Consider the following 24,693-nt stretch of genomic DNA (forward strand, 5'->3'; position numbering starts at 1 on the left):
TGCAATAGGAGCAGGTGTAAAAGATGGGAGAAAAAATTGTCTTTCCGGATGAATTAGAACGTAGCATACGCTTAGGCCAAAAAGCGATAGAACAAAAAGAGTATTTAACCGCGTGTGGTTACTTTAAAAAAGCCTATGAAATGGAAATGTCTTTTTCAGTCAATCAATTATATGTGGCAGCTTTACTGAAATTAGAAGATTTTGAGGCTGCCCTTCAAGTGGCGCAAGATTTTTCAGAGGAATATCAAAGCACAGAAGCAGCTTTAACACAATATGTTCGCATTTTATTATTAAATCAACAGTTTTTAATTGCACGTAAAGTTATCTCTCAAAGCGTATTGTTGACAAAGGAAAAAAAACGTACTTTAACTCAACAAGTAGAACAGCTGGAATTAGCCATCGATTTGCTTGATCCAGAAAGTTTACAAGTTAAGCGACAATTATTAAAACGTTGGGATAAAAAGCAAACACCTATGCCGTCTGCTGCGTGGGATGAGTTTCAGCATCAGTTAACTTATCCTCAATTTGTGGCTTTGATGCAAGATTTTTTACCTGCAAGTAACAATAATTTTTTACGACCGCGCTTAATTGAAGAACTGGTATTATTAGGTTGTGATAAAACTATCCTAACCAATAGTTGGTTAGAAATTGGTTATCAATTGGATCTAAAGACTCTGCTATTACCAGAAGATTTACCGGCTTTTAAAAAACTACAACATTATTTTGAGTCTGAAATTGCTGCAAAGAATGTTCAAATGGCGGAGTATTGTATCGCTGAATTGAAGACGCATTTGGCACTAACATATCCATTTGTCCCTTTTGCAGAAAATACAATGTTATGGGCTCAGAGCTATGTCTTAGAATACCAAAGGTTAATGGGAGATGTTACTGCTGAAAAAAGCCTAGGCGAACTTTCAAAAATTAATCTTCAAAAAGAAAAAATTCGCCAAATCTATCAAGAAATTTTCTGAAGTTTTTTTTACTTTCCATAACCTTAAAATGTTTACAATTCATAAGGGTTAGTGTACTATTTAAAAGTATGCATGAAAGTATTTCATAGTAAAATTAGTTTATTCGGAGGGAAACACATGACTGCAAAATGGGAAAAAACTGGCACCAATGATGGTGTATTGACATTTTCAATTGATCAAGCTGAAATTCAAAAAGGCTTGACACAAGCATTCAATAAAGTAAAAGGCAGCTTAAACGTACCTGGCTTCCGTAAAGGGAAAGTTTCACGTCAAGTATTTAACCGTATGTATGGCGAAGAAGCATTGTATGAAGATGCATTAAACGCTGTTTTACCAGAAAATTACGAAGCAGCAGTTAAAGAAGCAGGAATCGATCCTGTTTCACAACCAAAAATTGACATTGATAGCATGGAAAAAGGTCAAGATTGGGTAATTAAGGCAGAAGTTACTGTAAAACCTGAAGTAAAATTAGGGGATTATAAAGACTTAACTGTTGAAAAACAAGATCGCACAGTTACAGCTGAAGATGTTGACGCAAAATTAAAACAAGAACAAGAACAACAAGCAGAACTAGTGATTAAAGAAGACGAAGCAGCTGTCAATGGCGATACTGTTATCATCGACTTTGAAGGTTTTGTTGATGGCGTTGCATTTGAAGGCGGCAAAGGCGAAAACTATTCATTAGAATTAGGTTCTGGTTCATTCATTCCTGGTTTTGAAGAACAATTAGTCGATCATAAAGCTGGCGATAACGTAGATGTTACCGTGACGTTCCCTGAAGACTACCAAGCAGAAGATTTAGCTGGTAAAGAAGCAAACTTTAAAGTAGTTGTTCATGAAGTAAAAGCAAAAGAATTACCTGAATTGGATGATGAATTTGCCAAAGACGTTGACGAAAACGTTGAAACTTTAGCTGAATTAAAAGAAAAATACATGAAAGAATTAACGGAAGCAAAAGAAAAAGCAGCTGAAGATGCAAAAGATGAATTAGCTATTCGCACTGCTGTGGAAAATGCTGAAATTCTTGACTTGCCACATGTAATGGTTCATGACGAAGTACACCGTTCAATGGACGAATTCTTAAACAACATGCAACGCCAAGGTATTGCACCTGAAATGTACTATCAATTAACTGGTTCAACTGAAGCCGACTTACACAAACAATTTGAAGGTGAAGCTGAAAACCGCGTGAAAACAAACTTAGTAATTGAAGCAATTGCTGCTGCTGAAAACTTGGAAGCAACAGAAGAAGACGTTGAAAAAGAAATCGCTGAGTTGTCTGAAGCTTACAACATGCCAGTTGACCAAATCAAACGCGTCTTAACAGAAGATATGTTGAAACATGATATTACAATGAAAAAAGCAGTCGAACTTGTAACTGGAACTGCAGTTGAAAAATAATTTTTTTGCATTTTGAGTCGTTGGCTTTGGCTGACGGCTTTTTTTGTTTTAAATTTTATCAGTGAGGCAAAAAAGCAATAATAGAATAGGATTCCTATCTAAGTAGGATTAACCGAAACTGTGAATATTATTTGCTAAAGTAAAAAGGGTAGGGATAAATTCCCATAAACGGTGATCTTTTGAAACAATAAACGCAACTACTTTTGCTTTGGCAAATTGTATGCTATCATAGTCTAAGACTGTTTAAATCAGTTATCCATCACTCGTTAAGAGTACGGAAATTTTTCAAGGGGTGAGACCATGTACGACAACACTAGCGGAAATGAAACTGTACGTTGTTCATTTTGTGGGAAATCACAAGAAGAAGTACGTAAGATCGTCGCCGGTCCCGGGGTCTACATTTGTAACGAGTGTATCGACTTATGCAAAGAGATCATTGACGAAGAATTCCTGGATGAAGATGTGCGGGAATTCATCGATGTACCTAAACCAAAAGAAATATTAGCTATTTTGAATGAGTATGTAATAGGGCAGGACCGTGCTAAAAAAGCATTGTCAGTTGCGGTTTACAATCATTACAAACGGGTAAATGCTGAGAGTGTAGAAGATGAAGTGGAGTTGCAAAAAAGTAATATCTGCTTGATTGGACCAACTGGTTCTGGGAAAACTTTCCTAGCCCAAACATTGGCACGCTCTCTAAATGTTCCCTTTGCAATCGCAGATGCTACCAGTTTAACTGAAGCAGGTTACGTAGGTGAAGATGTCGAAAATATTTTATTGAAATTATTACAAGCAGCTGATTTCAATGTTGAACGAGCACAAAAAGGGATTATTTATATTGATGAAATCGATAAAATTGCGCGTAAAAGTGAAAATGTTTCGATTACCCGAGATGTTTCGGGTGAAGGTGTGCAACAAGCGTTATTAAAAATTTTAGAAGGAACAGAAGCAAGTGTTCCTCCTCAAGGTGGGCGCAAACATCCTCATCAAGAAATGATTCAAATTGATACCACCAACATTTTATTTATTGTCGGTGGTGCCTTTGATGGAATTGAAACTATCGTAAAAAATCGTATGGGTGAAAAAATTATTGGTTTTGGTACCAACAATAAGAAAATTGGGGATGATGAAAGTGTTATGCAACATATTATTCCTGAAGACTTATTGAAATTTGGTTTAATTCCAGAATTTATTGGGCGTTTGCCAGTTATGGCTGCTTTGGATAAATTGACCAATGATGATTTGGTTCGAATCTTAACGGAGCCTAAAAATGCATTAGTGAAACAATATAAAAAACTAATGTCATTAGATGAAACTGAGTTAACTTTTGAACCAGCAGCGCTAAAAGCTATCGCGGCCAAAGCGATTGAACGAAATACAGGAGCACGGGGGTTACGGTCCATTATTGAAGATATTATGATGGACGTGATGTTTGATGTACCCAGCGATGAAGATATTAAAGAAGTTATCGTAACGGAAGATTCAGTTACAGGTAATGGAACACCAAAAGTAATTTATGCTGAAAAAAAAGCCGGATAATATGCTAAAAGCTGGGTTTTATACCCAGCTTTTGGTTTGAGCGGAATAATTTTAGAAAAAGGAGTGAAGTCGATGAAAGTTCATAATGCAGAAATCGTGATCAGCGCCGTTTCTCCCAAGCAATATCCCGAAACTGACTTACCAGAAATCGCTTTAGCAGGACGTTCAAATGTAGGGAAATCTTCCTTTATCAATACCCTAATTGCCCGTAAAAATCTTGCTAGAACTTCTTCTAAGCCAGGTAAAACTCAGACACTCAATTTTTATCTGATTGAAAATATTTTGCATTTCGTAGATGTACCCGGATATGGATACGCCAAGGTTTCAAAAACGGAACGAGCAAAATGGGGCCAGATGATAGAAACTTATCTTACACAACGTGAACAATTACGAGCTGTAGTTTCATTAGTTGATATGCGTCATGAACCCAGCCAAGAGGATATTCAAATGTATCAGTTTTTAAAGTATTACGATTTACCTGTGATAGTGGTGGCAACGAAAGCGGATAAAATTCCACGAGGTAAATGGAATAAACACGAATCCGTAATAAAAAAAGCATTAGATTTTGATAAATCTGATACTTTCATTATTTTTTCTTCGGTAACAAAAGAAGGTAAAGATGAAGCATGGGCTGCCATTGAGGCCGCTATAAAATAAAGAGTCGAATCATTTCTGATTCGACTCTGTTTTTTTATTCTTTTTTTTGTCTTTGTTTTCTGGTTTTAAGAAGCGGGTCACGTCTACTTCTTCTTTTTTATCCGGCATAATGACAAAGTCATCAAACATTTTATCTAAAGAATCATCTCGTTCGAATTTTAGCCCCATTTGTGCCACCTCCACATAGAGTTTAACATGTTTCTCTTTTTTTATTAAGAAAAAGTGATTCCTTTTTACTTTTTTTTAATCCCATTATTCGTTATAATAAAATTATAGAAACATTAAAAGGCGGTGAGATTATGAAACTGACAAATAAAATGTTCGTTACAGTGCAATATATTAATTTGAATGATCAAATGATTAAGCGCCACCTGCAAGATTGGCTTGTTTTTATTCGTCTCCTTTATCAACCCAAACAAATGGTAGTCAACCATGAAGAAATCCAGCCCTTTTCACTGCAGAAAGTGCATCAGCTCCTAAACAAGTTAACGGAACATGAAGATTTAGAATTTATTGTAAAAAACGGTCCCAACGAATCTTATTTTCATTTAGTTGATGGTAATTTATTAGAAAAACATTTAGTTTCACAAGAGATTTTTTTGAGGCAGAAACAAATGATTCTTAATTATCTGGATATCAAAATGAGCAAACGGGGACTATTTGGTTATTTGCGTAGCTATGACGAATATTTATATCATAATACTGATAAAATTGAAATGCGGCTGGAATTTCAAACATCAGAACAAATTGAAAAATTACCCAAAATTCGTAATAAAGAAAATGAAACAGTAGTAGATTGTAATCAATTTGCGGGATATGATATTTTTTATCGCGGCTTTTGTTTAACCTCTTGTTGGCGAATATATTTCAGCGCTCGGTATCATAAAATTATTCCTCTGGGGGTAGTAGAAGAGGTTCAACAAGTGGAGCAAGTTACTAAAGTTGCAGAAGATGTCTGGTTTGTTGAATTATACAAAGACCCTTATCGTTGGCAAGAAAAAATAAATTTGGATTATCAGCGACTATTTCGCGATCAAATGGGGATTGATCAACTCGCCTGGGATAACGGAGTAGGAATTTTGCGAGAACCGTTAATTGAGTATGCATACACGGATAACATCATTCAAACTGTTCAATATCAAAATGATCGTCTGCAGCCGACACCCAAAAAAGAAGCAACTCATTTTGTTACGCGCGTCTATGATCTAGTTCATGACAATTATCAAGAACGACGAGTGAAAGGCGTTTTAAATGCGCAAGCTTATTTTCCTTGGGTAGATGAACAAGGGATGAAAATGATGAATTATTTAGTTCTAAATCCGCAATACTCTTTGGACGAAGGCCTTTGTGCTTATGAATTTTATTTGCGAAATTATTTGGAGATTAATGTGACAGATGAAAGGTACCATGAATACTTAGCAGTACTAAATATTTATCTGCCAGATGAATTTTTAACCAAAATACCATATAAAGTGTTGAAAGAAAAAATGGTTGATATTCATTTTACCCGCTTAAAAAAACGAAAACAGCGTGTTTTTTTTGATATAAAGAAAGACAAGAATCATCTAAGAGTCAATTTTGTTCCATTTTCAATAATGAAAAATACTAGTGAAATCAGTCGTGTGGGGGGTTAAATAATGGAAGATTTATTGTTTAAAAAATATATGTTGCCAACAGGAGCGCTAACGGTATTGTTACTACTATTACCCGATTTTTTCATGAAGATTCCATTAGCCTTGGGGATTATTTTGCTTGGCAGTTGTTTATGTATTTATAACTATTGGAAATTAGAAGTGAAATTGGAAGTTCAAAAAATCAAAGCACACCGCGAAGAATAAAAAATGGAACGGACTCATTCAGCTCTTAAGCAATAAGACAAGATCTTGTGAATTGTTCTTCAAAATTCTTATAATTTTGACTTAATTTCACTGAGCGTATGTTTATGCAGCTACACAGTAACAATATTGATATATCGGATTATTTCTTGTGAATTCTATAAAGAAAACGTCAAAAATCAACTTAGATAGCTGATTTTTGACGTTTTTCATATTCTTATTTTAATGAATATCTTTTTTCAATAGTCCGAAAATCACACCGGAAATAACAGCACCAATTGCGATAAAGACTAAATAAAGAATCGGATTGCTGACTAAGAAGACTACGAAAATACCACCGTGGGGTGCAAGTAATAGAATATCTTTGGCACCTACAAGCGCTCCGGTAATCGCTGAACCAACGATAAAACTTGGGATGGCCCGCAATGGGTCAGCTGCTGCAAATGGAATTGATCCTTCTGTTACAAAGGATAGTCCCATCACAATGTTTGTTAAACCTGCATCTTGTTGATCTTTGGTAAATTTATTTTTGAATAAGCGGGTAGCGACAAAAATTGCTAATGGAGGCACCATACCGCCGGCCATAACAGAAGCCATTACAACACTCCCACCAGAAGCAACCGTAGTAGCTAACGTTGCTGTACCAAATACATAAGCTGCTTTGTTAATTGGACCGCCTAAGTCAGCTGCCATCATACCGGCAAGTAACGCACCTAATAATGCAGCGTTTGATCCGCTTAAGCCTGTTAAGAAACTGTTTAATGCATCATTGATAACTTTCATTGGGACGTTGATAATCAACATCAAAAAGCCGGTAATTAACAGACCAAAAACAGGGTAGAACAAAATTGTTTTGATGCCATCCAATGATTTTGGTAAGTTCTTGAAGAGTTTACGTAAAAATAAAATAACGTAACCGCCAAGGAAACCACCGATTAATGCTCCTAAGAAACCAGCACCTCCAGCATTAGCTAAAGCACCTGCGGCAAAACCCACAATCAAACCAGGACGATCAGCAATACTTGAAGCGATAAAACCTGCAAGAACAGGGAGCATAAAGCCAAAAGCAGCATTACCAATTTGGTTGAACCATGAAGCTTGCATATTGTAATTACCCAGTTGGGCTAAACTATCCTGGGGCACACCCATGAATTGGTCAATCATAAAGGATAGGGCAATTGCAATCCCGCCACCAATTACAAATGGCAGCATGTGGGAAACACCATTCATTAAGTCTTTGTAAATGCGTTGGCCAACCGTACCATCAGCACTTTCTTTGGAATCACTCGAACTTGAACCATCGCCTTTAAAGACTGGAGCAGTACCGCTTAAGGCTTCATTAATCAAGTTTTCTGGTTTACGAATTCCATCACTGACTGGGCGATTAACTAAATGTTTACCATCAAAGCGATCCATTTCAACATTTTTATCCGCTGCAACAATAACACCATCTGCTCGTGCGATATCTTCTGCTGTTAGACGGTTTTTAATTCCTTCTGAACCATTTGTCTCGACTTTAATGTCGACACCCATTTCTTTGGCTTGTTTTTTCAAAGCATCTTCTGCCATGTAGGTGTGAGCAATACCTGTTGGACAAGCAGTAACGGCAACAATATATTTGCGGTTAAAACTTTTCAGTTCTTCTTCTTCAGCGGCTTTTTTCTCAGCTAACGCTTCAGCTTCTTTTTGAGCTTCTGTATTAGCAAAAAGTTGTTGTACTTCATCGGGTGTTGTTGCCGATTTTAATCGTGCCACAAAATCGGCATCGATTAAGAGACGTGAAAGAGCAGCTAAGGCTTGCAAGTGAGTGTCATTTGCGCCTTCTGGAGCAGCAATCATAAAAAAGAGATAAGTTGGTTGTCCATCTAATGATGCATAGTCAACGCCTTTGGTACTTTTAGCAAAGAGAACCGTTGCTTCTTTGACCGCTTTATTTTTAGCGTGGGGCATTGCAATCCCGTCACCTAATCCAGTTGATGTTTGCGCTTCACGGGCCAAAATTCCTTCTTTGTAAGTTTGGATATCAGAGATACGACCAACATCATACATTTTTTGGACCATTTCATCGATTGCGCCTTTTTTGTCAGTTGCCTGAAGATCCATAATCATGGCATCTTTAATCAATAATTCATTGATATTCATTGTTTTCCTCCTTAATTTTGCAACAGTGTCTTATTTTTAACTGAATTTAATCGGCAATTTTTTCAACCACAACTTCAGCCAATAATTCTTTAATGAAAGGAGCTTGTGCTAAATCATCAGAAAATGCGGTAGCACTGCCACAAGCCACTCCCCATTTAAAGGCGGCGATAGCATCTTGACTTTGACTATATTCACCAATAAAACCGGCAATCATGGAATCCCCTGCACCAACTGAATTTTTTAGAGGACGTTTTAAGACATTGGATTGATACACACCCTCGTTGGTAAAGAGTAAAGCTCCGTCTCCAGCCATAGAGATAATGGCGTTTTTAGCGCCAGCAACAAGTAATTTTTTGCCATATGGCACGATATCAGCAATGCTATTGAAAGTAGTTTGGTAAGCTTCTGCTAATTCGTGGTTGTTGGGTTTGACTAATAAGGGTTCACTCGTTAATGCATTCATTAAATCTTGACCTGTGGTATCAATTACAAATTCTGCTTGCTTTTCTTTCACTAATTGAATTAACTTTTGGTAAAAACCACTAGGTAAACTAGCTGGTGCACTTCCTGATAAAACCACAATATCATCTTGAGAAATTTTTGTGAGTTGTGATTTTAAATCAGCGATGTCAACAGTGTGAATAGCAGGGCCTAAGCCGTTAATTTCAGTTTCAGATTCCGCTTTTAATTTGATATTGATACGGGTATCATCTTCAATTCTAGTAAAGTTTTGTGCAATGTTTTCTTGTTTTAACCAATCGGCAATAAAGTTTCCGGTAAAGCCACCTAAAAAACCTAGTGCATTATTATCAACGCCAATTCTTTTTAAAATGCGTGAAACGTTAATTCCTTTGCCACCGGGTAATTTTAGGTCTTTTTTCATTCGATTTACTTCGCCGATTTTTAAATCTTCGACGTGGACAATATAGTCGATGGAAGGATTGAGTGTAACTGTGTGAATCATATTTTTGCCTCCAATATTTTGACATCGTGATACATTTCAGCGTGTTCTTGTGGACAATAGTCAGTTAAGATTGTCACAGCTTCAAGAGGTGCTACTTTTGCAAAACTAATTTGGTTGAATTTGCTGTGATCGGCCAAGATAAAACCTTCTTCAGCTTGTAAAAGCGCAACTTTTTTCAAAATGGCTTCTTCTGGATCGGGTGTTGTTAGACCAGCTGCTAAATCAATGCCGTTGATTCCTAAAAAAGCTTTGTTGAAATTGAACTCTTGAAGCTGTTTTAGACTAGTATTACCCAATGTGGCATTGGTGGATAGTTTAATTGTTCCCCCTAATATAATTGTGTCAATATTTAAATCAATTAACTGAGCTGCGTGTTTGACGGAATTGGTGACGACTTTTAGCGGCGTACCTGTTGGAAGCAAGGGGATTAATTCCAATGTACTACTACCAGCATCTAAGTAAATGACATCATCATTTTTTATTTGAGCTGCAGCTAATTTGGCAATCACTTGCTTAGCAAGAACATTTTCCTTTGATTTTGTCTGCATGTCTGCTTCAAACCCGATGTGTTGGCCTATTCTTTTAGCTCCACCGTGAACGCGAATTAATAATTTCTGATTTTCCAACTCTTGTAAATCACGCCGGATTGTGGATTCAGATGCATCTAATAAGTTTGTTAGCTCATGTAATTTGATGATATTATTTTGCGTAAGGAGTTGCAAAATTTTTTGTTGTCTTTCTTCTGTAAGCATTTACAATTCCTCCTTCGACCATATAATAGCATGTTGTTCATTCAAATTCAACTACAATCAGTCAAAAACGTTCAAAATAATTCATCGACTCGTTTCAAGCTTGCTAATTTAGGAAACTTCAATGCTGGAAGGGTTAACAATTGAAAAAGAATGTGTTTTTTGGCTTAATTATAAGTAGAAGGGTGTTGGTAAATATGAAGAGAACTTTATTACAGGCATTTCAATGGGAATTAGAAGCAAATAGTAACCATTGGAACTTATTAGGAGAACAAATAGATTATTTAAAAAAATTAGGCATTAATGCATTATGGTTACCGCCGGCAGCAAAAGGATCAGCGGGAGTTAATGATGTGGGATATGGCACGTATGATTTATATGATTTAGGTGAATTTGAGCAAAAAGGGACAGTTCCCACCAAATACGGTACCAAAGAGGAATATCTAGCAACAATAAAGAAACTACAAAATAATGAAATTGAAGTTTATGCGGACATTGTTTTTAATCACTTTATGGGAGCAGATGAAACAGAGAAAGTTTCGGCTGTTAAATATAGTTGGGATAACCGTAATCAGCAAATTAGTGATGAAGAAGAAATTGAAGCCTGGACGCGTTTTACATTTCCGGGACGAAAAGGAAAATATAGTGATTATGTTTGGACTTGGCGCAATTTTTCCGGCGTTGATTATGATGCGCATAATAAAGATCACGCAATTTTTAATATTGCAGATAAAGGCTGGGTTTCAGATGTTGATTCAGAAAATGGCAACTTTGATTATTTGATGGGTTGTAACTTAGACATGACGTATGAAGAGACAATTGAACAGTTAGATCAATGGGGAAAATGGTTTTTGGCTGAGACTAATGTAGATGGTTTTCGGTTGGATGCTGTAAAACACATTCAATTTGATTTTTTTGTGGATTGGTTATTACGCCGAAGAAAAGAAAAGGAATCCCCACTTTTTGTTGTTGGCGAGTATTGGACTGATGAACTTGATAAGTTGGAAAATTATATCGATTCGTCTGGAAATTTAATTTATTTATTTGATGTGCCACTTCATTTCAATTTGTATCGCGCAAGTAGAAGCAATGGTGAATTTGATTTACGCGAGATCTTTACGGGAACTTTAGTTGAGTCAAGACCAGATTATGCTGTTACTTTTGTCGATAATCACGATACACAAAAAGGTCAAAGTTTGGAATCTTGGGTTGATGGCTGGTTCAAAGTGCATGCCTACGCATTAATTTTATTACGTAAAATTGGCACGCCGACAGTTTTTTGGGGTGATTTATATGGTATTCCAACGCAAGAAGTTGGGGCGGTGGGCGAAAGTCTGGAATATTTGCTAAAAATTAGAGAACATTTGGCATATGGCAATGAAGTGGATTATTTTGACGACCCTAACTGCATTGGCTGGGTACACACCGGTGATTTTGAAAAAGAGCTATCTGGGTTTGCGGTAGTTTTAACCAATACGGATGCCAATCAAAAAGAGATGACGATTAGTGCGATTCATGCGGGCAAAACTTTTGTAGATGTGTTAAAAAATAATAATACAAAAGTTGTCTTGGATGAAAACGGTCGAGGCATATTCCCGGTAAATGGGGGTCAAGTTTCTGTTTATGTCAATGAAGAAGTTGCTGAGATGATTTGGGAACAATAAGAAAAGAGGGGAGAAAATGAAAAAGCTAGGGGTTTGGTTTGGATTGCTTTGTATCTTGCAAGGTGTGGTACCGGTGCAAGCCATTGCAGAAGTTTTACCAGAAAATACAACGAAGATGGAGGATGTCGCCACGACAAATCCTCCTATATCAGAAGATTCTACAAAACAGATGGAAAGTACAATAGACGAGACACCTGCTGATAGTGAGGGCGTCGCTGAAACCTTTGAAAAAAATTCAGAAACTGCTATGAGCGCTGAGAAGAATACTGCTACTACTGAAACGACAACGGAAACTGATGGTAAACAAAATTTGTCCCAAGAGGATAATAAAATAGCTTCCAAAGCGAAAAAGCAAATAAATGCTTTACATTATGTAACATTAACCCAATCTAATGCTAATTTGAAAATATATCCAGATTTAGCTGATTTAGACTCGTGGAATTTGCCTACGCAAGAGCAATTGAATAAAACCTACCAAGTAAAAGCTACATTTACATTGGAAGAACAAAATTATTATCTTCTTAGGGATAAAACTGGTGATCTTGGCTACGTGTCAGCAACGTCGGTTACTCTGACAGCTTTTCCCCAAGGTAGTGAAATTCTCTATGAATCAGATAATTATTTTGCTGTGACGACAGAAATGGATGCATTGTTTCATGACTTTTCTCAAGCTCCCCAATCAACAAAAAGTATCTTACGGAAAACATTCAAAGCTAAGGGGTATTATCTTGATTTTGATGGTACACGTTATGAAGTTTTAACAGATAAGAATGGCGTGCAAATAGGAATTGTAAAGGCGACGGCCTTAAAAGCAACCAACGCAGGTGGTCTTTATAAATCTCATAAGCAATATGTGACTTTTGTAAAAAACAACAGTAAAATTTACAAAGATTTTACTTTAAATGAGCGTAGTAAAACCAATGCATATTATTTAAAAACTTACGAATCTCGTGGTTTTTATCTTCATTTTAATGACATAAAGTATTTCACAATCTATGATAATAAAGGGAAATGGATTGGTTATGTGCCAGAAAGTCTGGTTAAACTAGGTAACGGCAAAGGTGGTATTTATCAAAGTAGTAATCGCTATATTACTTTTACGAGTGCCAATTATGCTCTGTATAGTAATTTTGATTTTAAAAAGTTGCGGACCACAAAAGGATTATATAAAAAAACTTATCAAGCCCGGGGCTACTATGAGCACTTCAACGGTGCGCGATACTATACAGTCTATGATAATAAAGGCAAATGGCTAGGTTATGTTAATGCTGCCAGTGCTAAAACAGGGAATGGCAAAGGCGGTATATATCAAAGTAGCAATCGTTATATTACCTTTACCAGCGCCAATTATGCTATGTATAGCAATTTCAATTTTAAAAAATTACGAACTACAAAAAATTTGTATAAAAAGACTTATCAAGCTCGGGGTTATTATGAGCATTTTAATGGTGCTAGATATTATACCGTTTATGACAATAAGGGCAAATGGTTAGGTTACGTAAACGCTGCCAGTGCTAAAACAGGAAATGGCAAAGGTGGAATCTATCAAACATTAGGCAATGAAGGTGTGGTTATTTCACGAAATTATGCCACCTATCATAATTTCAATTTCAAAAAAAGAGGGAAAACGGCTTCTATCTTTAACCAAACTGTTCAAGTAAGAGGATATTATCAACATTTTAACGGCGCAAAATATTACTCTATTTACAGCACGAAAGGTAAATGGTTAGGCTATGTCAATAGCGGAGCGGTACGAATTAAAAAAGGTGCAGCGTCTTATTTAGGGACAAGTCGCGCAAGAGTAGTAAAGCATCTGAGTGCTAATGAGAAAAATGGTTTTTATGTTGGAACGCGTTATCGCGGACTCGGTTATGGTGGGATTAGTAATCAAGAAGTATTTATGCAGCCAAAGGGGAAGCCCAATAAATATGGGCAAGGAATGAATTGTACCGGTTTTGTGGCTGCGGCTATGCGTAATAGCGGCGCTAACTTAGCACCGATTACTCGCTTAGGTTATGGTGGTGCGGCTAATGCCACATTATGGCGCGATGCTTTAAAGAAAAATTGTAAATATTATACTTACGGCTCGATTAATGCATTACTAAAAAGCGGCCGGGCGAAAAAAGGAGATATTTTATATCTTGAAGGACGTTGGGGAGAATATGGTGCCGATTGCCACATTGGTATTTTTTGGGGAAACAATGGGCACCAAAATCGATTTTGGCATCAAGTGTTAGCAGGTAATATGATTTCAAATATTTTTTCAGGTACCCCTTATTCAATGATTTATTTATTCCCGCAAGAATAATAAAAAGCGAGACCCAACTTGGGTCTCGCTTTTTACATTTGTTCTTTGATACGACGAATAATAGCACTAGCATGAGTAGTATCTGTCAATATTTCTAAGGTGTCACCAATTTTCATAACGGTATCGCCATGAGGTAGAATTTCGCGGTCCCCACGATGTAGTAATGCTAACAGCATATGATCTGGCCATTCAAAATCTCGTACTAAAGTTCCATCTAATTTACTGCCAGATAAAACTGGAATTTCTACGGTTGTTCGCTGTCCAGTCAAATGCGTTTTTTTACTTTTCACAAGGCGCTCTAATAGTGACTCATAAATTGGATCCCCACCTAAAATATCTACCACAATATATGCAACAAGGGCAGTTAAACCCAATGGCATTAAATGAACCAGTGAGCCAACCATTTCAGTAACTAAAATAATTGCCGTCAAAGGTGCCTTCCCGATTGCCGCAAAGTAGCCAGCCATCGCAATGACAATAAAATCTTTCACGAAAAAAGGTTCCAGGCCAAAAACTGTCACTGCTAAATTAGCAAATAGACTGCCAATAACTGCTCCCAAGGTTAGGATGGGTAAAAAAATTCCTCCTGGTAAACCCGAACCATAGGAAATCATGGAAAAAGCAAAGCGCAACCCAAGCAATCCCAAAAGCGCAATTAAAGTGGGTGAATGTTGTCCTAAAGCTAAAATAATTTGATTGCCACCACCCAAACTATGAGGAAAGAATAAGCCCACAGGAATTACTAATAAAAAAGGTAAAATACCCCGAAAGTAACTGGGTAACGGTAAAAAAGTATACCATTTATCTAGAGCCAGTAAAATAATTTGATAAAAACGGCCTAAAACGCCTAGGAGGATACCAAGTAAAATGAGTAGCCAATAATATTTTAAAGGAAGCGAAGGAATATCACCAAGGTGTAATACAGGTTGTAGCCCAAAAAAAGTTAAAGAAACAAAATTAGACATTAATGCTGCTGCAAAAGAAGTTAACCAAACAAGGGGCGAAAAGTTATGATGTACTTCTTCCACTACAAATAACAGACCTGCCACCGGGGCGTTAAATGCTGCTGCTAAACCCGCTGCAGCACCACTAGATAATAGAATTTTTTCTTCGCTTTTGCTTGCTTTCATTTTAGTAGCAATTCCTTGAGCACAGCTAGCGCCTAGCTGGATGGAGGGGCCTTCACGTCCCAGAAAAAGTCCCATACCGACGCTTAAAATGCCGCCGACAAATTTTTTCCATAAAACGGACCACCAAGAAATTGTAATATCATCTTTTAGTTGTCCTTCTACTTGTGGAATCCCACTACCTTTAATGTTGGGTTCACTTTTAATCAAATATCCGACGACGACAGCCAATAAAATCATCAAAAGGCTCCATGGGATTAACCACAAAGGGTGAATCTTTAATTGATGATAAATATAAGGCAACATTTCACCGATTTTTTCAATTGCAAGTCGAAACAAACTGACGACAACCCCTGCTAAAGTACCAACCAATACTCCTTTAGCAATATATTTTATTTTTGTCTTATCTAACGTATCTAAAAAATTTTTCACCTAAACCCCGCCATTTCTTTTATCCACTTGTCAAAAGACTGCGTTATTATCATAGCGGATTTTTTTGTACAGGACAAATAAATATTGCCTTTTATATATCAGGTCTTATTTTGCTGGTTCATTTGACTTATAAAAAACCTAACATTTTTTTCTTTTTCAATTTATCCAAGGAAGCTTAAATGCTATAATTAAAAAGATTGAATTAGAGAGGATGTTGTCTGGTGTCACCCAATTCATTATTAGAGGGAATGAATCCTCGTCAAAAAGAAGCCGTGAAACAAACTGAAGGTCCGTTATTAATTATGGCGGGCGCAGGCAGTGGCAAGACGCGCGTATTAACCCACAGAATTGCCTATTTAATTGAAGAAAAAGAAGTGAATCCTTGGAATATTTTAGCGATTACTTTTACCAATAAAGCTGCCAAGGAAATGAAAGAGCGGGTGAATAAGATTATTCCTGCTGGCGGACAAGATGTTTGGGTATCTACTTTCCATTCGATGTGTGTCCGCATTTTACGCCGCGAAGTTGATTTTATTGGCTATTCTCGCAATTTTACAATTATTGACAGTTCTGAGCAGTTGACATTGATGAAACGCGTTTTAAAAGAGCTGAATATTGATCCTAAAAAATATGATCCCCGTTCTATTTTAGCGGCTATTTCCAATGCAAAAAATGCACTCTTAACACCCAGGGACTATGAAGCACAACAAGGAGCTTTTTTTGAAGAAATTGTTGCGCGTTGTTATGATATGTATCAACAAGAACTAAAAGTTAATGAATGTATGGATTTTGATGATTTAATCATGAATACTATCCGTTTGTTTCATGAGCATCCAGATTCTTTGTACTATTATCAAAATAAATTTCATTATATTCATGTTGATGAATATCAAGATACTAACCATGCACAATATACTTTAGTAAATATGTTAGCTGCACGTTTTAAAAATTTATGTGTTGTAGGAGATGCCGATCAAAGTATTTATGGTTGGCGTGGCGCGGATATGCAGAATATTTTGGATTTTGAAAAAGATTATCCCGATGCTAAAGTCATTTTGTTGGAGCAAAATTATCGTTCGACGCAAAATATTTTAACCGCGGCCAATCAAGTGATTCAAAATAATCAAAACCGTAAAGATAAAAAATTATGGACTGAAAATGATGCAGGCGAAAAAATTACTTATTATCGCGGAGATAATGAGCGTGACGAAGCACGTTTTATTGTTAGTGAAATTCAGACAAAACGCCGTGAAGCGCAGCGCGATTATGGTGACTTTGCTATTTTGTATCGTACCAATGCGCAATCTCGGGTGGTAGAAGAAACGCTATTAAAATCCAACATGCCATACAAAATGGTAGGTGGTCATAAGTTCTACGATCGTAAAGAAATTAAAGATATTTTGGCTTATTTGCAAGTCATCGCCAACCCGGCGGATTCATTAAGCTTTGAGCGAATTGTCAACGTGCCCAAAAGAGGTATTGGAGCTACGTCTTTAGAAAAATTGCGGCAATTTGGCAATCTTCATGGTTTTTCGCTTTTGGAAGCTGCCAGCAATTCAGCCTTAGCCAATATTAGCGGTAAAGCCGGTAAAGAGCTTGAAAATTTCGCTGAATTAATGGCTAATTTTCAAAAAATGCGTTCTTTTTTAACCGTGACCGAATTAACCAAAGAAGTTTTAGCCAAAAGTGGTTACGAAGACGAGTTAAAACGCCAAAACACTTTGGAAGCTCAAAATCGCCTCGAAAACTTAGAGGAGTTTTTAACTGTAACTCAAGAATTTGATAAAAATTATGAACGAGAAAACTCAGAAGACTTGGAAAATGTGGATGATAAATTATCGGTCTTTTTAAATGATTTAGCCTTACTATCTGATGTTGATAGCTTTGAAGAATCTAATAGTCAAATTACCCTGATGACACTTCATGCCGCTAAAGGTTTGGAATTTCCAGTTGTCTTTTTGATTGGACTAGAAGAAGGGGTATTCCCATTATCACGCGCTCTGATGGAAGAAAGTGAATTGGAAGAAGAACGGCGTTTGGCTTACGTTGGTATCACTAGAGCAGAAGAAGAGTTATATCTGACGAATGCTTTCACACGAACGCTATATGGTAAGACACAATATAATCGTCCCTCACGCTTTGTAGAGGAAATAGAAGAAGATCTACTAACAAAGCCTGGTCAAGTAGTGCAGCCAACTAATAATCGTCCTTTTGCAACACGAAAAGCATATGCGACGAAACCGGCATATCAGCAGCCTTCTGTTGCTGGTGTAAGTGCTAAGCAAAGTACCGGTGGTGAACAAGCCGCATGGCAAGTGGGAGATAAACTGCGTCATAAAAAATGGGGGATTGGCACTGTCGTAAAAACTAATGGTACTGCTAAAGATATGGAATTAGACGTAGCTTTTCCAGAACAAGGGATTAAGCGCCTTTTAGCAGCCTTTGCTCCCATCGAAAAAATTTAGTTTTTAGAAAGGAAAAATGGATATGTCAGAATCAATGGCGGAGTTAACCAAAAAAGCGGCCGCATTAAGGCAAGAATTAAATAAATATGCTTATGAATATTATGTCAAAGATAATCCAACCGTAGAAGATTATGTTTACGACAAACTCTATCACGATTTAGTAGCAATCGAAACGCAATATCCAGAGCTTACAACTGCTGACTCTCCAACCCAACGAGTGGGCGGACAAGTCTTACAAGGATTTGAAAAAGTTGTTCATGATGTTCCTTTGTACAGCTTAAATGATGTTTTTAATAAAGAAGAAATTAAGGCTTTTATTAATCGTGTAACCAAAGAGTTAGGGGAGAATGTATCTTATATCTGTGAGTTGAAAATTGATGGGTTGTCTGTGACATTACGCTACGAAGAAGGTCTTTTTGTTCGAGGTGCTACTCGTGGCGATGGAACTGTAGGAGAAAACATTACGGAGAATTTAAAAACTGTTCGTTCGATTCCACTACGGCTAGAAGAACCACTAACTATTGAAGTGCGCGGGGAGTGTTTTATGCCCAAAAAGTCTTTTGTGGCTTTAAATGAAAAACGCGATGAATTAGGACAAGCAATTTTTGCCAATCCTCGCAATGCTGCGGCTGGAAGCTTGCGTCAATTAGATCCAAAAGTAACCGCTAAACGAAATTTAGATACCTTTTTATATACAGTAGTAGATTTTGGTCCACTACATGTTGATAGCCAATCTGCCGCTTTAAAGCAGTTGGAAAATATTGGTTTCCATGTTAATCGCGAGCGACGCTTATGCAAAGATATTGCTGAAATTTGGGATTATATTGAAGAATTTCAAGCCCGTCGAACCACATTGCCTTATGAAATTGATGGTGTTGTTATCAAAGTCAATGATTTTCACCAGCAAGATGAATTAGGCTTTACTGTTAAGGCACCACGATGGGCTACGGCATATAAATTTCCTCCTGAAGAAGCCCAGACAGAACTTTTAGACATCGAATGGACGATTGGACGAACCGGTGTTGTCACCCCAACTGCAGTAATGACTCCGGTACGGGTGGCGGGTACCACAGTGAGTCGTGCCAGTTTGCATAATGTTGATTTTATAAAGCAAAAAGACTTACGCATTGGAGATACAGTAACTATCTATAAAGCAGGAGATATTATTCCTGAAGTCTCACAAGTTGTTTTAGATTTACGAAAAAAAGATAGTGAACCCTACCCTATTCCTACAAAATGTCCTGTTTGTGGTAGTGAGTTAGTCCATTTAGATGAGGAAGTGGCACTACGTTGTATCAATCCAAAATGTCCGGCTTTAATTAAAGAAGGATTGCGCCATTTTGTCTCACGGGATGCTATGAATATTGATGGTTTGGGTCCTAAAGTTTTAGCGCAAATGTATGACCATCAGCTACTGACAGATGTAGCTGGATTATATAGTATAACCGAAGAACAATTATTGACTTTGCCAAAAATAAAAGAAAAATCAGCTAATAATATCTTACAAGCTATTCGTGCTAGTAAAGATAATTCGGTTGAACGTTTATTATTTGGTTTGGGTATTCGACATGTAGGATCTAAAGCGGCAAAAATATTAGCCGAAAATTTTGGTAATCTTGAGGCGATTGCCAAAGCAGATAAAGAAAGTATTGTTGTTTTGGATACTTTAGGAGAAACCATCGCCGACAGTATTGTCACGTATTTTGAAAATGAAGAAGTCCACGACCTTTTACAGGAATTAAAAACTGCAGGCGTAAATTTTGATTTTAAAGGACGTATTTTAAACCAGAGTGAGATAGATTCTCCTTTTAATGGCAAAACAATTGTTTTAACAGGCAAATTAACTCATTATAATCGCAATGAAGCCAAAGAAAAAATTGAAAATCTAGGTGGTAAAGTAACAGGTAGTGTTTCAAAGAAAACTGATATCGTGGTGGCTGGCGAAGAGGCAGGCAGCAAACTTTTAAAAGCAGAAGAATTGGGGATTACTGTCTGGAACGAGCAGCAGATGGTAGAGGCTTTAGATCGGAGTTTAGTTCATGAAGATTAAATCATTATTTTTAACGAGTGCCTTATTGCTGCTACTGGCTGGTTGTGGCAATTTAGATAAGGGTGTCAGTAATGTCGATAATGGTAAAACAGATGGCGGTAATATGACAACAGGCCGAATAGATCGCTCAGAATATCAAGCTGTCATTAATGACGGACGCTATAAAACAAGTGCAGCAAGAGAATTAAATGCCACTAAATTAAACAGTGGCTACAATCAGGATAATTTTGAAACAGGTCTATTACGCTTGTCTCACCAAACTTTTTCTCCAGATAAATATTTCTTTCAAGAAGGTCAAAAATTAGACTACGATACAATTGAAAAATGGTTAGCGCGTAATTCAGATGAAAACAATCAAGGGTTAAATCCTGCTGATGAAAAGCAACCCATTATTTTTCAACAATTAATGGAACAAGATTTCTTAAAAGAGGATGGAAAAACCTTAGCCGGCATGTCTTTAGGTTTTGCTTTTAATTCGGTCTACTATAGTAATGATAGTGAGACCGCGATTTCTCGGGATGAATTAATGGCCAATGCCCGAAAAACAATCAACGCAGTTTTAACAAGAGTACGTAAAATGGATGGTCTAAAGAATATTCCAATTGTGGTAGGAATTTTTGAGCAAGCTTCAAAAGAAGATATTAATGGTGGCAATTATATTTACACAGCCGTTAGTAAAGATGGAGGTACGACCATTGCTGACTTTAAAGGGGTAAATGAGAGCCATTTATCGTTACCTGTGGCGTCTGATACGAAAAATACAGCGACACAAGATGGAATGAGTACAAAGTTCAATTCTTTTCAATCGGCTGTTCAAAACTTCTTCCCCAATCTAGTCGGTGTAACTGGGGAAATTTACTACACAGATGAACAAGTCGAAAGTTTGACGATAAATATTGAAACAAAGTATTATAGTAAAACGGAAATAACTAGCTTTACACAGTATGTTGGCAAACAAGTAGAGTCTATTTTTGATTCTGTCAGCGGCAATGTTGAGGTTCAAATTAATTCTGTCGAAGGACCACAAGCTTTTGTCGCCAAAAAAAGCGAACAAAAAGAGATTATTTCCTATATTTTCAATTAGTGACTTGAAAAATAGGCAGAATTATTTCATTATAGAAAAGAAAAAGTATTTTATGTTTCTTTTGAAATACTTAGTGGCAAGAAAGAAGGGGTAGTATGGCAATTAATGAAGAACAAGTCCTGCATGTAGCAAAACTTGCAAAACTTTCATTTACCAAAACAGAAGCAGCAGAATTCACCGACCAATTAGGAAAAATTATCGAAATGGTCGAACTTTTAGAAGAAGTAGATACAACTGGTGTTCCATTTACTTCCAATGTGGTGGAAACAGTCAATGTTATGCGCCCTGACCGCGCAGAAGCGGGCATGAATCGGGATGATTTAATGAAGAATGTACCAGAAAAAGAAGACGGCTTTATTAAAGTACCGGCGATTATTGATAATGGGGAGGCTGGCGCTTAATGGAAAAATTGTACGATAAAAATTTGAGTGATTTACATGATTTACTCGTTTCAAAAGAAATTACAGCTACTGATTTAACAGCAGCTACAATCGCACGAATTAAAGAGACAGAACCAAAAGTAGAGGCTTTTATTACGGTTAATGAAGAAAAAGCACTAGCCCAAGCTAAAGCTTTAGATTTAAAAGGTATAACAGAAGACAATATTTTAGCGGGTATTCCAATTGGGATTAAAGACAATATTGTCACTAAAGATATTTTAACCACTGCGGCTTCCAAAATTTTATCAAATTTTGAACCGGTTTATGATGCAACCGTTATGGATAAAGTTTATCAAACAGATATGATTCCTGTTGGAAAATTAAACATGGATGAATTTGCTATGGGCGGCAGTAGTGAGACTTCTTACTTCAAAAAAACCAAAAATGCTTGGGATGAAACCAAAGTACCAGGGGGTTCTTCTGGTGGTTCGGCGGCAGCAGTCGCTGCAGGGCAAGTTCCAGTATCTTTAGGTAGCGATACTGGAGGCTCTATTCGCCAACCAGCTGCATTTAATGGAATTGTGGGAATGAAACCAACATATGGTCGTGTCTCTCGCTTTGGCTTAATTGCTTTTGCGTCTTCTTTAGACCAAATTGGACCTTTAACCCGCAATGTGAAAGATAATGCCTTAACATTAAATGCTATTAGTGGATACGATGAAAAAGATGGTACTAGCTCTGGTATTTCTGTGCCAGATTTTACCGCTAATCTTGAAAAAGGCGTGAAAGGTCTTAAAATTGGGTTGCCTAAAGAGTATCTTGGCGAAGGTGTAGATCCTGGCGTTAAAGCAGCCATTGAAAAGGCCGCTGCTACCTTTGAAAAATTAGGTGCGACAGTTGAAGAGGTAAGTTTACCCCATTCAAAATATGGCGTTGCGGTATATTACATTATCGCTTCTTCTGAAGCAAGTTCAAACTTGCAACGTTTTGATGGTATTCGCTATGGCTTCCGTGCTGAAGATGTCGCAAACTTAGAAGATGTTTATGTGAAATCACGTAGCGAAGGCTTTGGTACCGAAGTTAAACGACGGATTATGCTAGGTACCTTCTCATTAAGCGCGGGTTATTATGACGCATATTTCAAAAAGGCGGGTCAAGTACGGACGTTAATCAAACAAGATTTTGATAAAGTGTTTAATGATTATGATTTAATTATTGGGCCAGCTTCACCCACTGTCGCTTTTGGCTTAGGTGAAAAAATCAACGATCCGATTACAATGTATATGAGTGATATTTTGACGATTCCAGTTAACTTGGCAGGCCTGCCAGGAATGTCGATTCCAGCTGGATTTTCAGAAGGGTTACCGGTAGGCTTACAAATTATTGGCAAACAATTTGATGAAGTCACAATGTATCAAGCGGCAGCAGCTTTTGAAGGTGCTACTGATTTCCATTTACAAAAACCAGTGATTTTAGGGGGGAATAAATAATGAATTTTGAAACAGTTATTGGGTTAGAAGTTCACGTGGAACTAAAAACCAACTCTAAAATCTTCTCACCTGCACCGGCTCATTTTGGAGCAGAACCAAACAGTAATACCAATGTTATTGATTGGGGCTATCCCGGTGTTTTACCAGTAATGAATAAAGCGGCGGTTGAATTTGGTATGAAAGCAGCGCTAGCATTAAATTGCGAAATTTCAAAAGAAACCCATTTTGATCGCAAAAACTATTTTTATCCTGATAATCCTAAAGCTTATCAAATTTCACAGTTTGATCAACCAATCGGACATGATGGTTGGATCGAAATTGAAGTAGAAGGTAAAAAGAAAAAGATTCGGATTGAACGAGTGCATTTAGAAGAAGATGCCGGTAAAAATATGCATGGTATCGGTGGCTATTCTTATGTCGATTTAAATCGTCAAGGCACGCCTTTGATTGAAATTGTTTCAGAAGCGGATATGCGCTCACCTGAAGAAGCGTATGCTTATTTAGAAGCGTTGCGTTCTATTATTCTATTTACTGATGTATCAGATGTGAAAATGGAAGAAGGCTCTATGCGTTGTGATGCCAATATTTCCATTCGCCCGTATGGACAAGAAGAATTCGGGACGAAAACGGAATTGAAAAACTTAAATTCCATGAGCTTTGTTAAAAAAGGTTTAGCTTTTGAAGAAAAACGCCAAGCAAAAGTATTACTTGCCGGTGGTGAAATTCAACAAGAAACACGTCGCTTTGATGAAACCACAAATAAAACAATTTTAATGCGGGTTAAAGAAGGTTCAAGTGATTACCGTTACTTCCCAGAACCTGATATTCCCCGGTTTGTTATTGATGATGAATGGATTAGTAAAGTAAAAGCGACTTTACCTGAGCTGCCAGCTTCTCGGCGTTTACGTTACATCAATGAATTTGGCTTACCAGAATACGATGCAAAAGTCTTGACCTTAACCAAAGAAATGTCTGATTTCTTTGAAGCGACACTTGCTGCCGGTGCAGATGCAAAATTGGCTTCCAATTGGCTAATGGGTGAAGTTTCAGCTTACTTAAATAGCGAAAAGCTTGAATTAGGCGAAACCCAACTATCACCAGCTAACTTGGCCGGAATGATTGTCTTAATCCAAGATGGCACGATCAGTTCAAAAATTGCCAAAAAAGTTTTCCGTGAATTGATTCAAAACGGTGGCGATGCCAAAGCGGTCGTGGAAGCAAAAGGATTAGTTCAATTATCTGATCCAGCGCAATTGCTGCCAATCATCAATGAAGTTTTAGATAACAATGCACAATCGATTGAAGATTTTAAAAATGGTAAGGATCGCGCTGTGGGCTTCTTAGTAGGACAAATTATGAAACAAACGAAAGGAAAAGCGAATCCAGCCGTTGTGAACCAATTGTTACAGACTGAATTGGCCAAACGTTAATAAGA

19 protein-coding genes are annotated in these 24,693 nt (G+C 37.2%); 14 read left to right on the forward strand and 5 right to left on the reverse strand.

All coding sequences use genetic code 11. The features are described 5' to 3' along the window. Positions 1–23 precede the first annotated feature (23 nt). The 4 genes from RK01_RS03625 (at position 24) to yihA (ending at position 4,568) form a co-directional block, all read left to right on the forward strand. Complete coding sequence (locus RK01_RS03625; protein WP_016171920.1) at positions 24–971, forward strand: hypothetical protein; 948 nt, start codon at positions 24–26, stop codon at positions 969–971. 117 nt (positions 972–1,088) lie between these two features. Beyond that, positions 1,089–2,372, forward strand: a complete 1,284-nt coding sequence (tig, locus tag RK01_RS03630; RefSeq protein WP_016171921.1) for a trigger factor — start codon at positions 1,089–1,091, stop codon at positions 2,370–2,372. A 300-nt stretch (positions 2,373–2,672) separates the two neighbouring features. Beyond that, positions 2,673–3,911 carry an ATP-dependent Clp protease ATP-binding subunit ClpX gene (gene clpX / locus RK01_RS03635; RefSeq protein ID WP_016171922.1) on the forward strand — a complete coding sequence of 413 codons (1,239 nt, stop codon included), beginning with the start codon at positions 2,673–2,675 and terminating at the stop codon, positions 3,909–3,911. Between the two features lie 72 nt (positions 3,912–3,983). Beyond that, positions 3,984–4,568 (forward strand): ribosome biogenesis GTP-binding protein YihA/YsxC, encoded by a 585-nt coding sequence (gene yihA, locus RK01_RS03640; RefSeq protein WP_016171923.1) that lies wholly within the window; start codon positions 3,984–3,986, stop codon positions 4,566–4,568. Positions 4,569–4,577: 9 nt separating this feature from the next. Here yihA and RK01_RS13680 read toward each other — a convergent pair whose 3' ends face one another. Continuing rightward, complete coding sequence (locus tag RK01_RS13680) at positions 4,578–4,736, reverse strand: SPJ_0845 family protein (protein ID WP_016171924.1); 159 nt, start codon at positions 4,734–4,736, stop codon at positions 4,578–4,580. A 131-nt stretch (positions 4,737–4,867) separates the two neighbouring features. Between RK01_RS13680 and RK01_RS03645 the strand changes: the two genes are divergently transcribed. Both RK01_RS03645 and RK01_RS03650 read left to right on the forward strand, forming a co-directional pair. After that, on the forward strand, positions 4,868–6,202 hold the full coding sequence (locus RK01_RS03645) for a hypothetical protein (protein ID WP_016171925.1): 1,335 nt from the start codon (positions 4,868–4,870) through the stop codon (positions 6,200–6,202). 3 nt (positions 6,203–6,205) lie between these two features. After that, the gene (locus tag RK01_RS03650; protein WP_016171926.1) at positions 6,206–6,406 is read left to right on the forward strand and encodes a hypothetical protein; all 201 of its coding nucleotides are present in this window, start codon (positions 6,206–6,208) and stop codon (positions 6,404–6,406) included. 219 nt (positions 6,407–6,625) lie between these two features. On the opposite strand, the gene RK01_RS03655 is transcribed toward RK01_RS03650, so the two are convergent. Genes RK01_RS03655 through RK01_RS03665 form a run of 3 tightly spaced genes read right to left on the reverse strand, consistent with a single transcriptional unit; the run spans position 6,626 to position 10,261 of the window. Then, a complete protein-coding gene (locus tag RK01_RS03655) occupies positions 6,626–8,545 on the reverse strand; it encodes a PTS fructose transporter subunit IIABC (protein ID WP_016171927.1) in 1,920 nt (639 codons plus the stop codon). A 46-nt stretch (positions 8,546–8,591) separates the two neighbouring features. Next, positions 8,592–9,509, reverse strand: coding sequence for a 1-phosphofructokinase (gene pfkB / locus RK01_RS03660; protein ID WP_016171928.1), 918 nt, complete (start codon positions 9,507–9,509; stop codon positions 8,592–8,594). Beyond that, positions 9,506–10,261 (reverse strand): DeoR/GlpR family DNA-binding transcription regulator, encoded by a 756-nt coding sequence (locus RK01_RS03665; RefSeq protein ID WP_016171929.1) that lies wholly within the window; start codon positions 10,259–10,261, stop codon positions 9,506–9,508. The genes pfkB and RK01_RS03665 overlap by 4 nt, the downstream gene beginning before the upstream one ends. 194 nt (positions 10,262–10,455) lie before the next feature. Here RK01_RS03665 and RK01_RS03670 point away from each other — a divergent pair, with 194 nt between their 5' ends. Then, positions 10,456–11,922 (forward strand): alpha-amylase, encoded by a 1,467-nt coding sequence (locus tag RK01_RS03670; protein ID WP_016171930.1) that lies wholly within the window; start codon positions 10,456–10,458, stop codon positions 11,920–11,922. Positions 11,923–11,938: 16 nt separating this feature from the next. Beyond that, positions 11,939–14,230 carry a hypothetical protein gene (locus tag RK01_RS03675; RefSeq protein ID WP_016171931.1) on the forward strand — a complete coding sequence of 764 codons (2,292 nt, stop codon included), beginning with the start codon at positions 11,939–11,941 and terminating at the stop codon, positions 14,228–14,230. 32 nt (positions 14,231–14,262) lie between these two features. Here the strand turns inward: RK01_RS03675 and RK01_RS03680 are convergent, their stop codons facing one another. After that, positions 14,263–15,789 carry a ClC family H(+)/Cl(-) exchange transporter gene (locus RK01_RS03680; RefSeq protein WP_016171932.1) on the reverse strand — a complete coding sequence of 509 codons (1,527 nt, stop codon included), beginning with the start codon at positions 15,787–15,789 and terminating at the stop codon, positions 14,263–14,265. A 218-nt stretch (positions 15,790–16,007) separates the two neighbouring features. On the opposite strand from RK01_RS03680, the gene pcrA reads away from it, so the two are divergent. From pcrA to gatB, 6 genes are all read left to right on the forward strand, one after another. Then, positions 16,008–18,254, forward strand: a complete 2,247-nt coding sequence (pcrA, locus tag RK01_RS03685; protein WP_420864520.1) for a DNA helicase PcrA — start codon at positions 16,008–16,010, stop codon at positions 18,252–18,254. Between the two features lie 22 nt (positions 18,255–18,276). Further along, entirely contained in the window at positions 18,277–20,304 is a 2,028-nt protein-coding gene (gene ligA, locus RK01_RS03690; RefSeq protein ID WP_016171934.1) for an NAD-dependent DNA ligase LigA, read from the forward strand. Continuing rightward, on the forward strand, positions 20,294–21,388 hold the full coding sequence (locus tag RK01_RS03695) for a CamS family sex pheromone protein (RefSeq protein WP_016171935.1): 1,095 nt from the start codon (positions 20,294–20,296) through the stop codon (positions 21,386–21,388). Before ligA ends, RK01_RS03695 begins: the two co-directional genes overlap by 11 nt. A gap of 95 nt (positions 21,389–21,483) precedes the next feature. Further along, positions 21,484–21,789 (forward strand): Asp-tRNA(Asn)/Glu-tRNA(Gln) amidotransferase subunit GatC, encoded by a 306-nt coding sequence (gene gatC, locus RK01_RS03700; protein WP_016171936.1) that lies wholly within the window; start codon positions 21,484–21,486, stop codon positions 21,787–21,789. Continuing rightward, on the forward strand, positions 21,789–23,258 hold the full coding sequence (gene gatA, locus RK01_RS03705; RefSeq protein ID WP_016171937.1) for an Asp-tRNA(Asn)/Glu-tRNA(Gln) amidotransferase subunit GatA: 1,470 nt from the start codon (positions 21,789–21,791) through the stop codon (positions 23,256–23,258). The genes gatC and gatA overlap by 1 nt, the downstream gene beginning before the upstream one ends. Further along, complete coding sequence (gatB, locus tag RK01_RS03710) at positions 23,258–24,688, forward strand: Asp-tRNA(Asn)/Glu-tRNA(Gln) amidotransferase subunit GatB (protein WP_016171938.1); 1,431 nt, start codon at positions 23,258–23,260, stop codon at positions 24,686–24,688. The genes gatA and gatB overlap by 1 nt, the downstream gene beginning before the upstream one ends. Positions 24,689–24,693: the final 5 nt, after the last annotated feature.

The organism is Enterococcus dispar ATCC 51266 (assembly GCF_000406945.1).
In the GTDB taxonomy this organism is placed as follows: domain Bacteria; phylum Bacillota; class Bacilli; order Lactobacillales; family Enterococcaceae; genus Enterococcus_C; species Enterococcus_C dispar.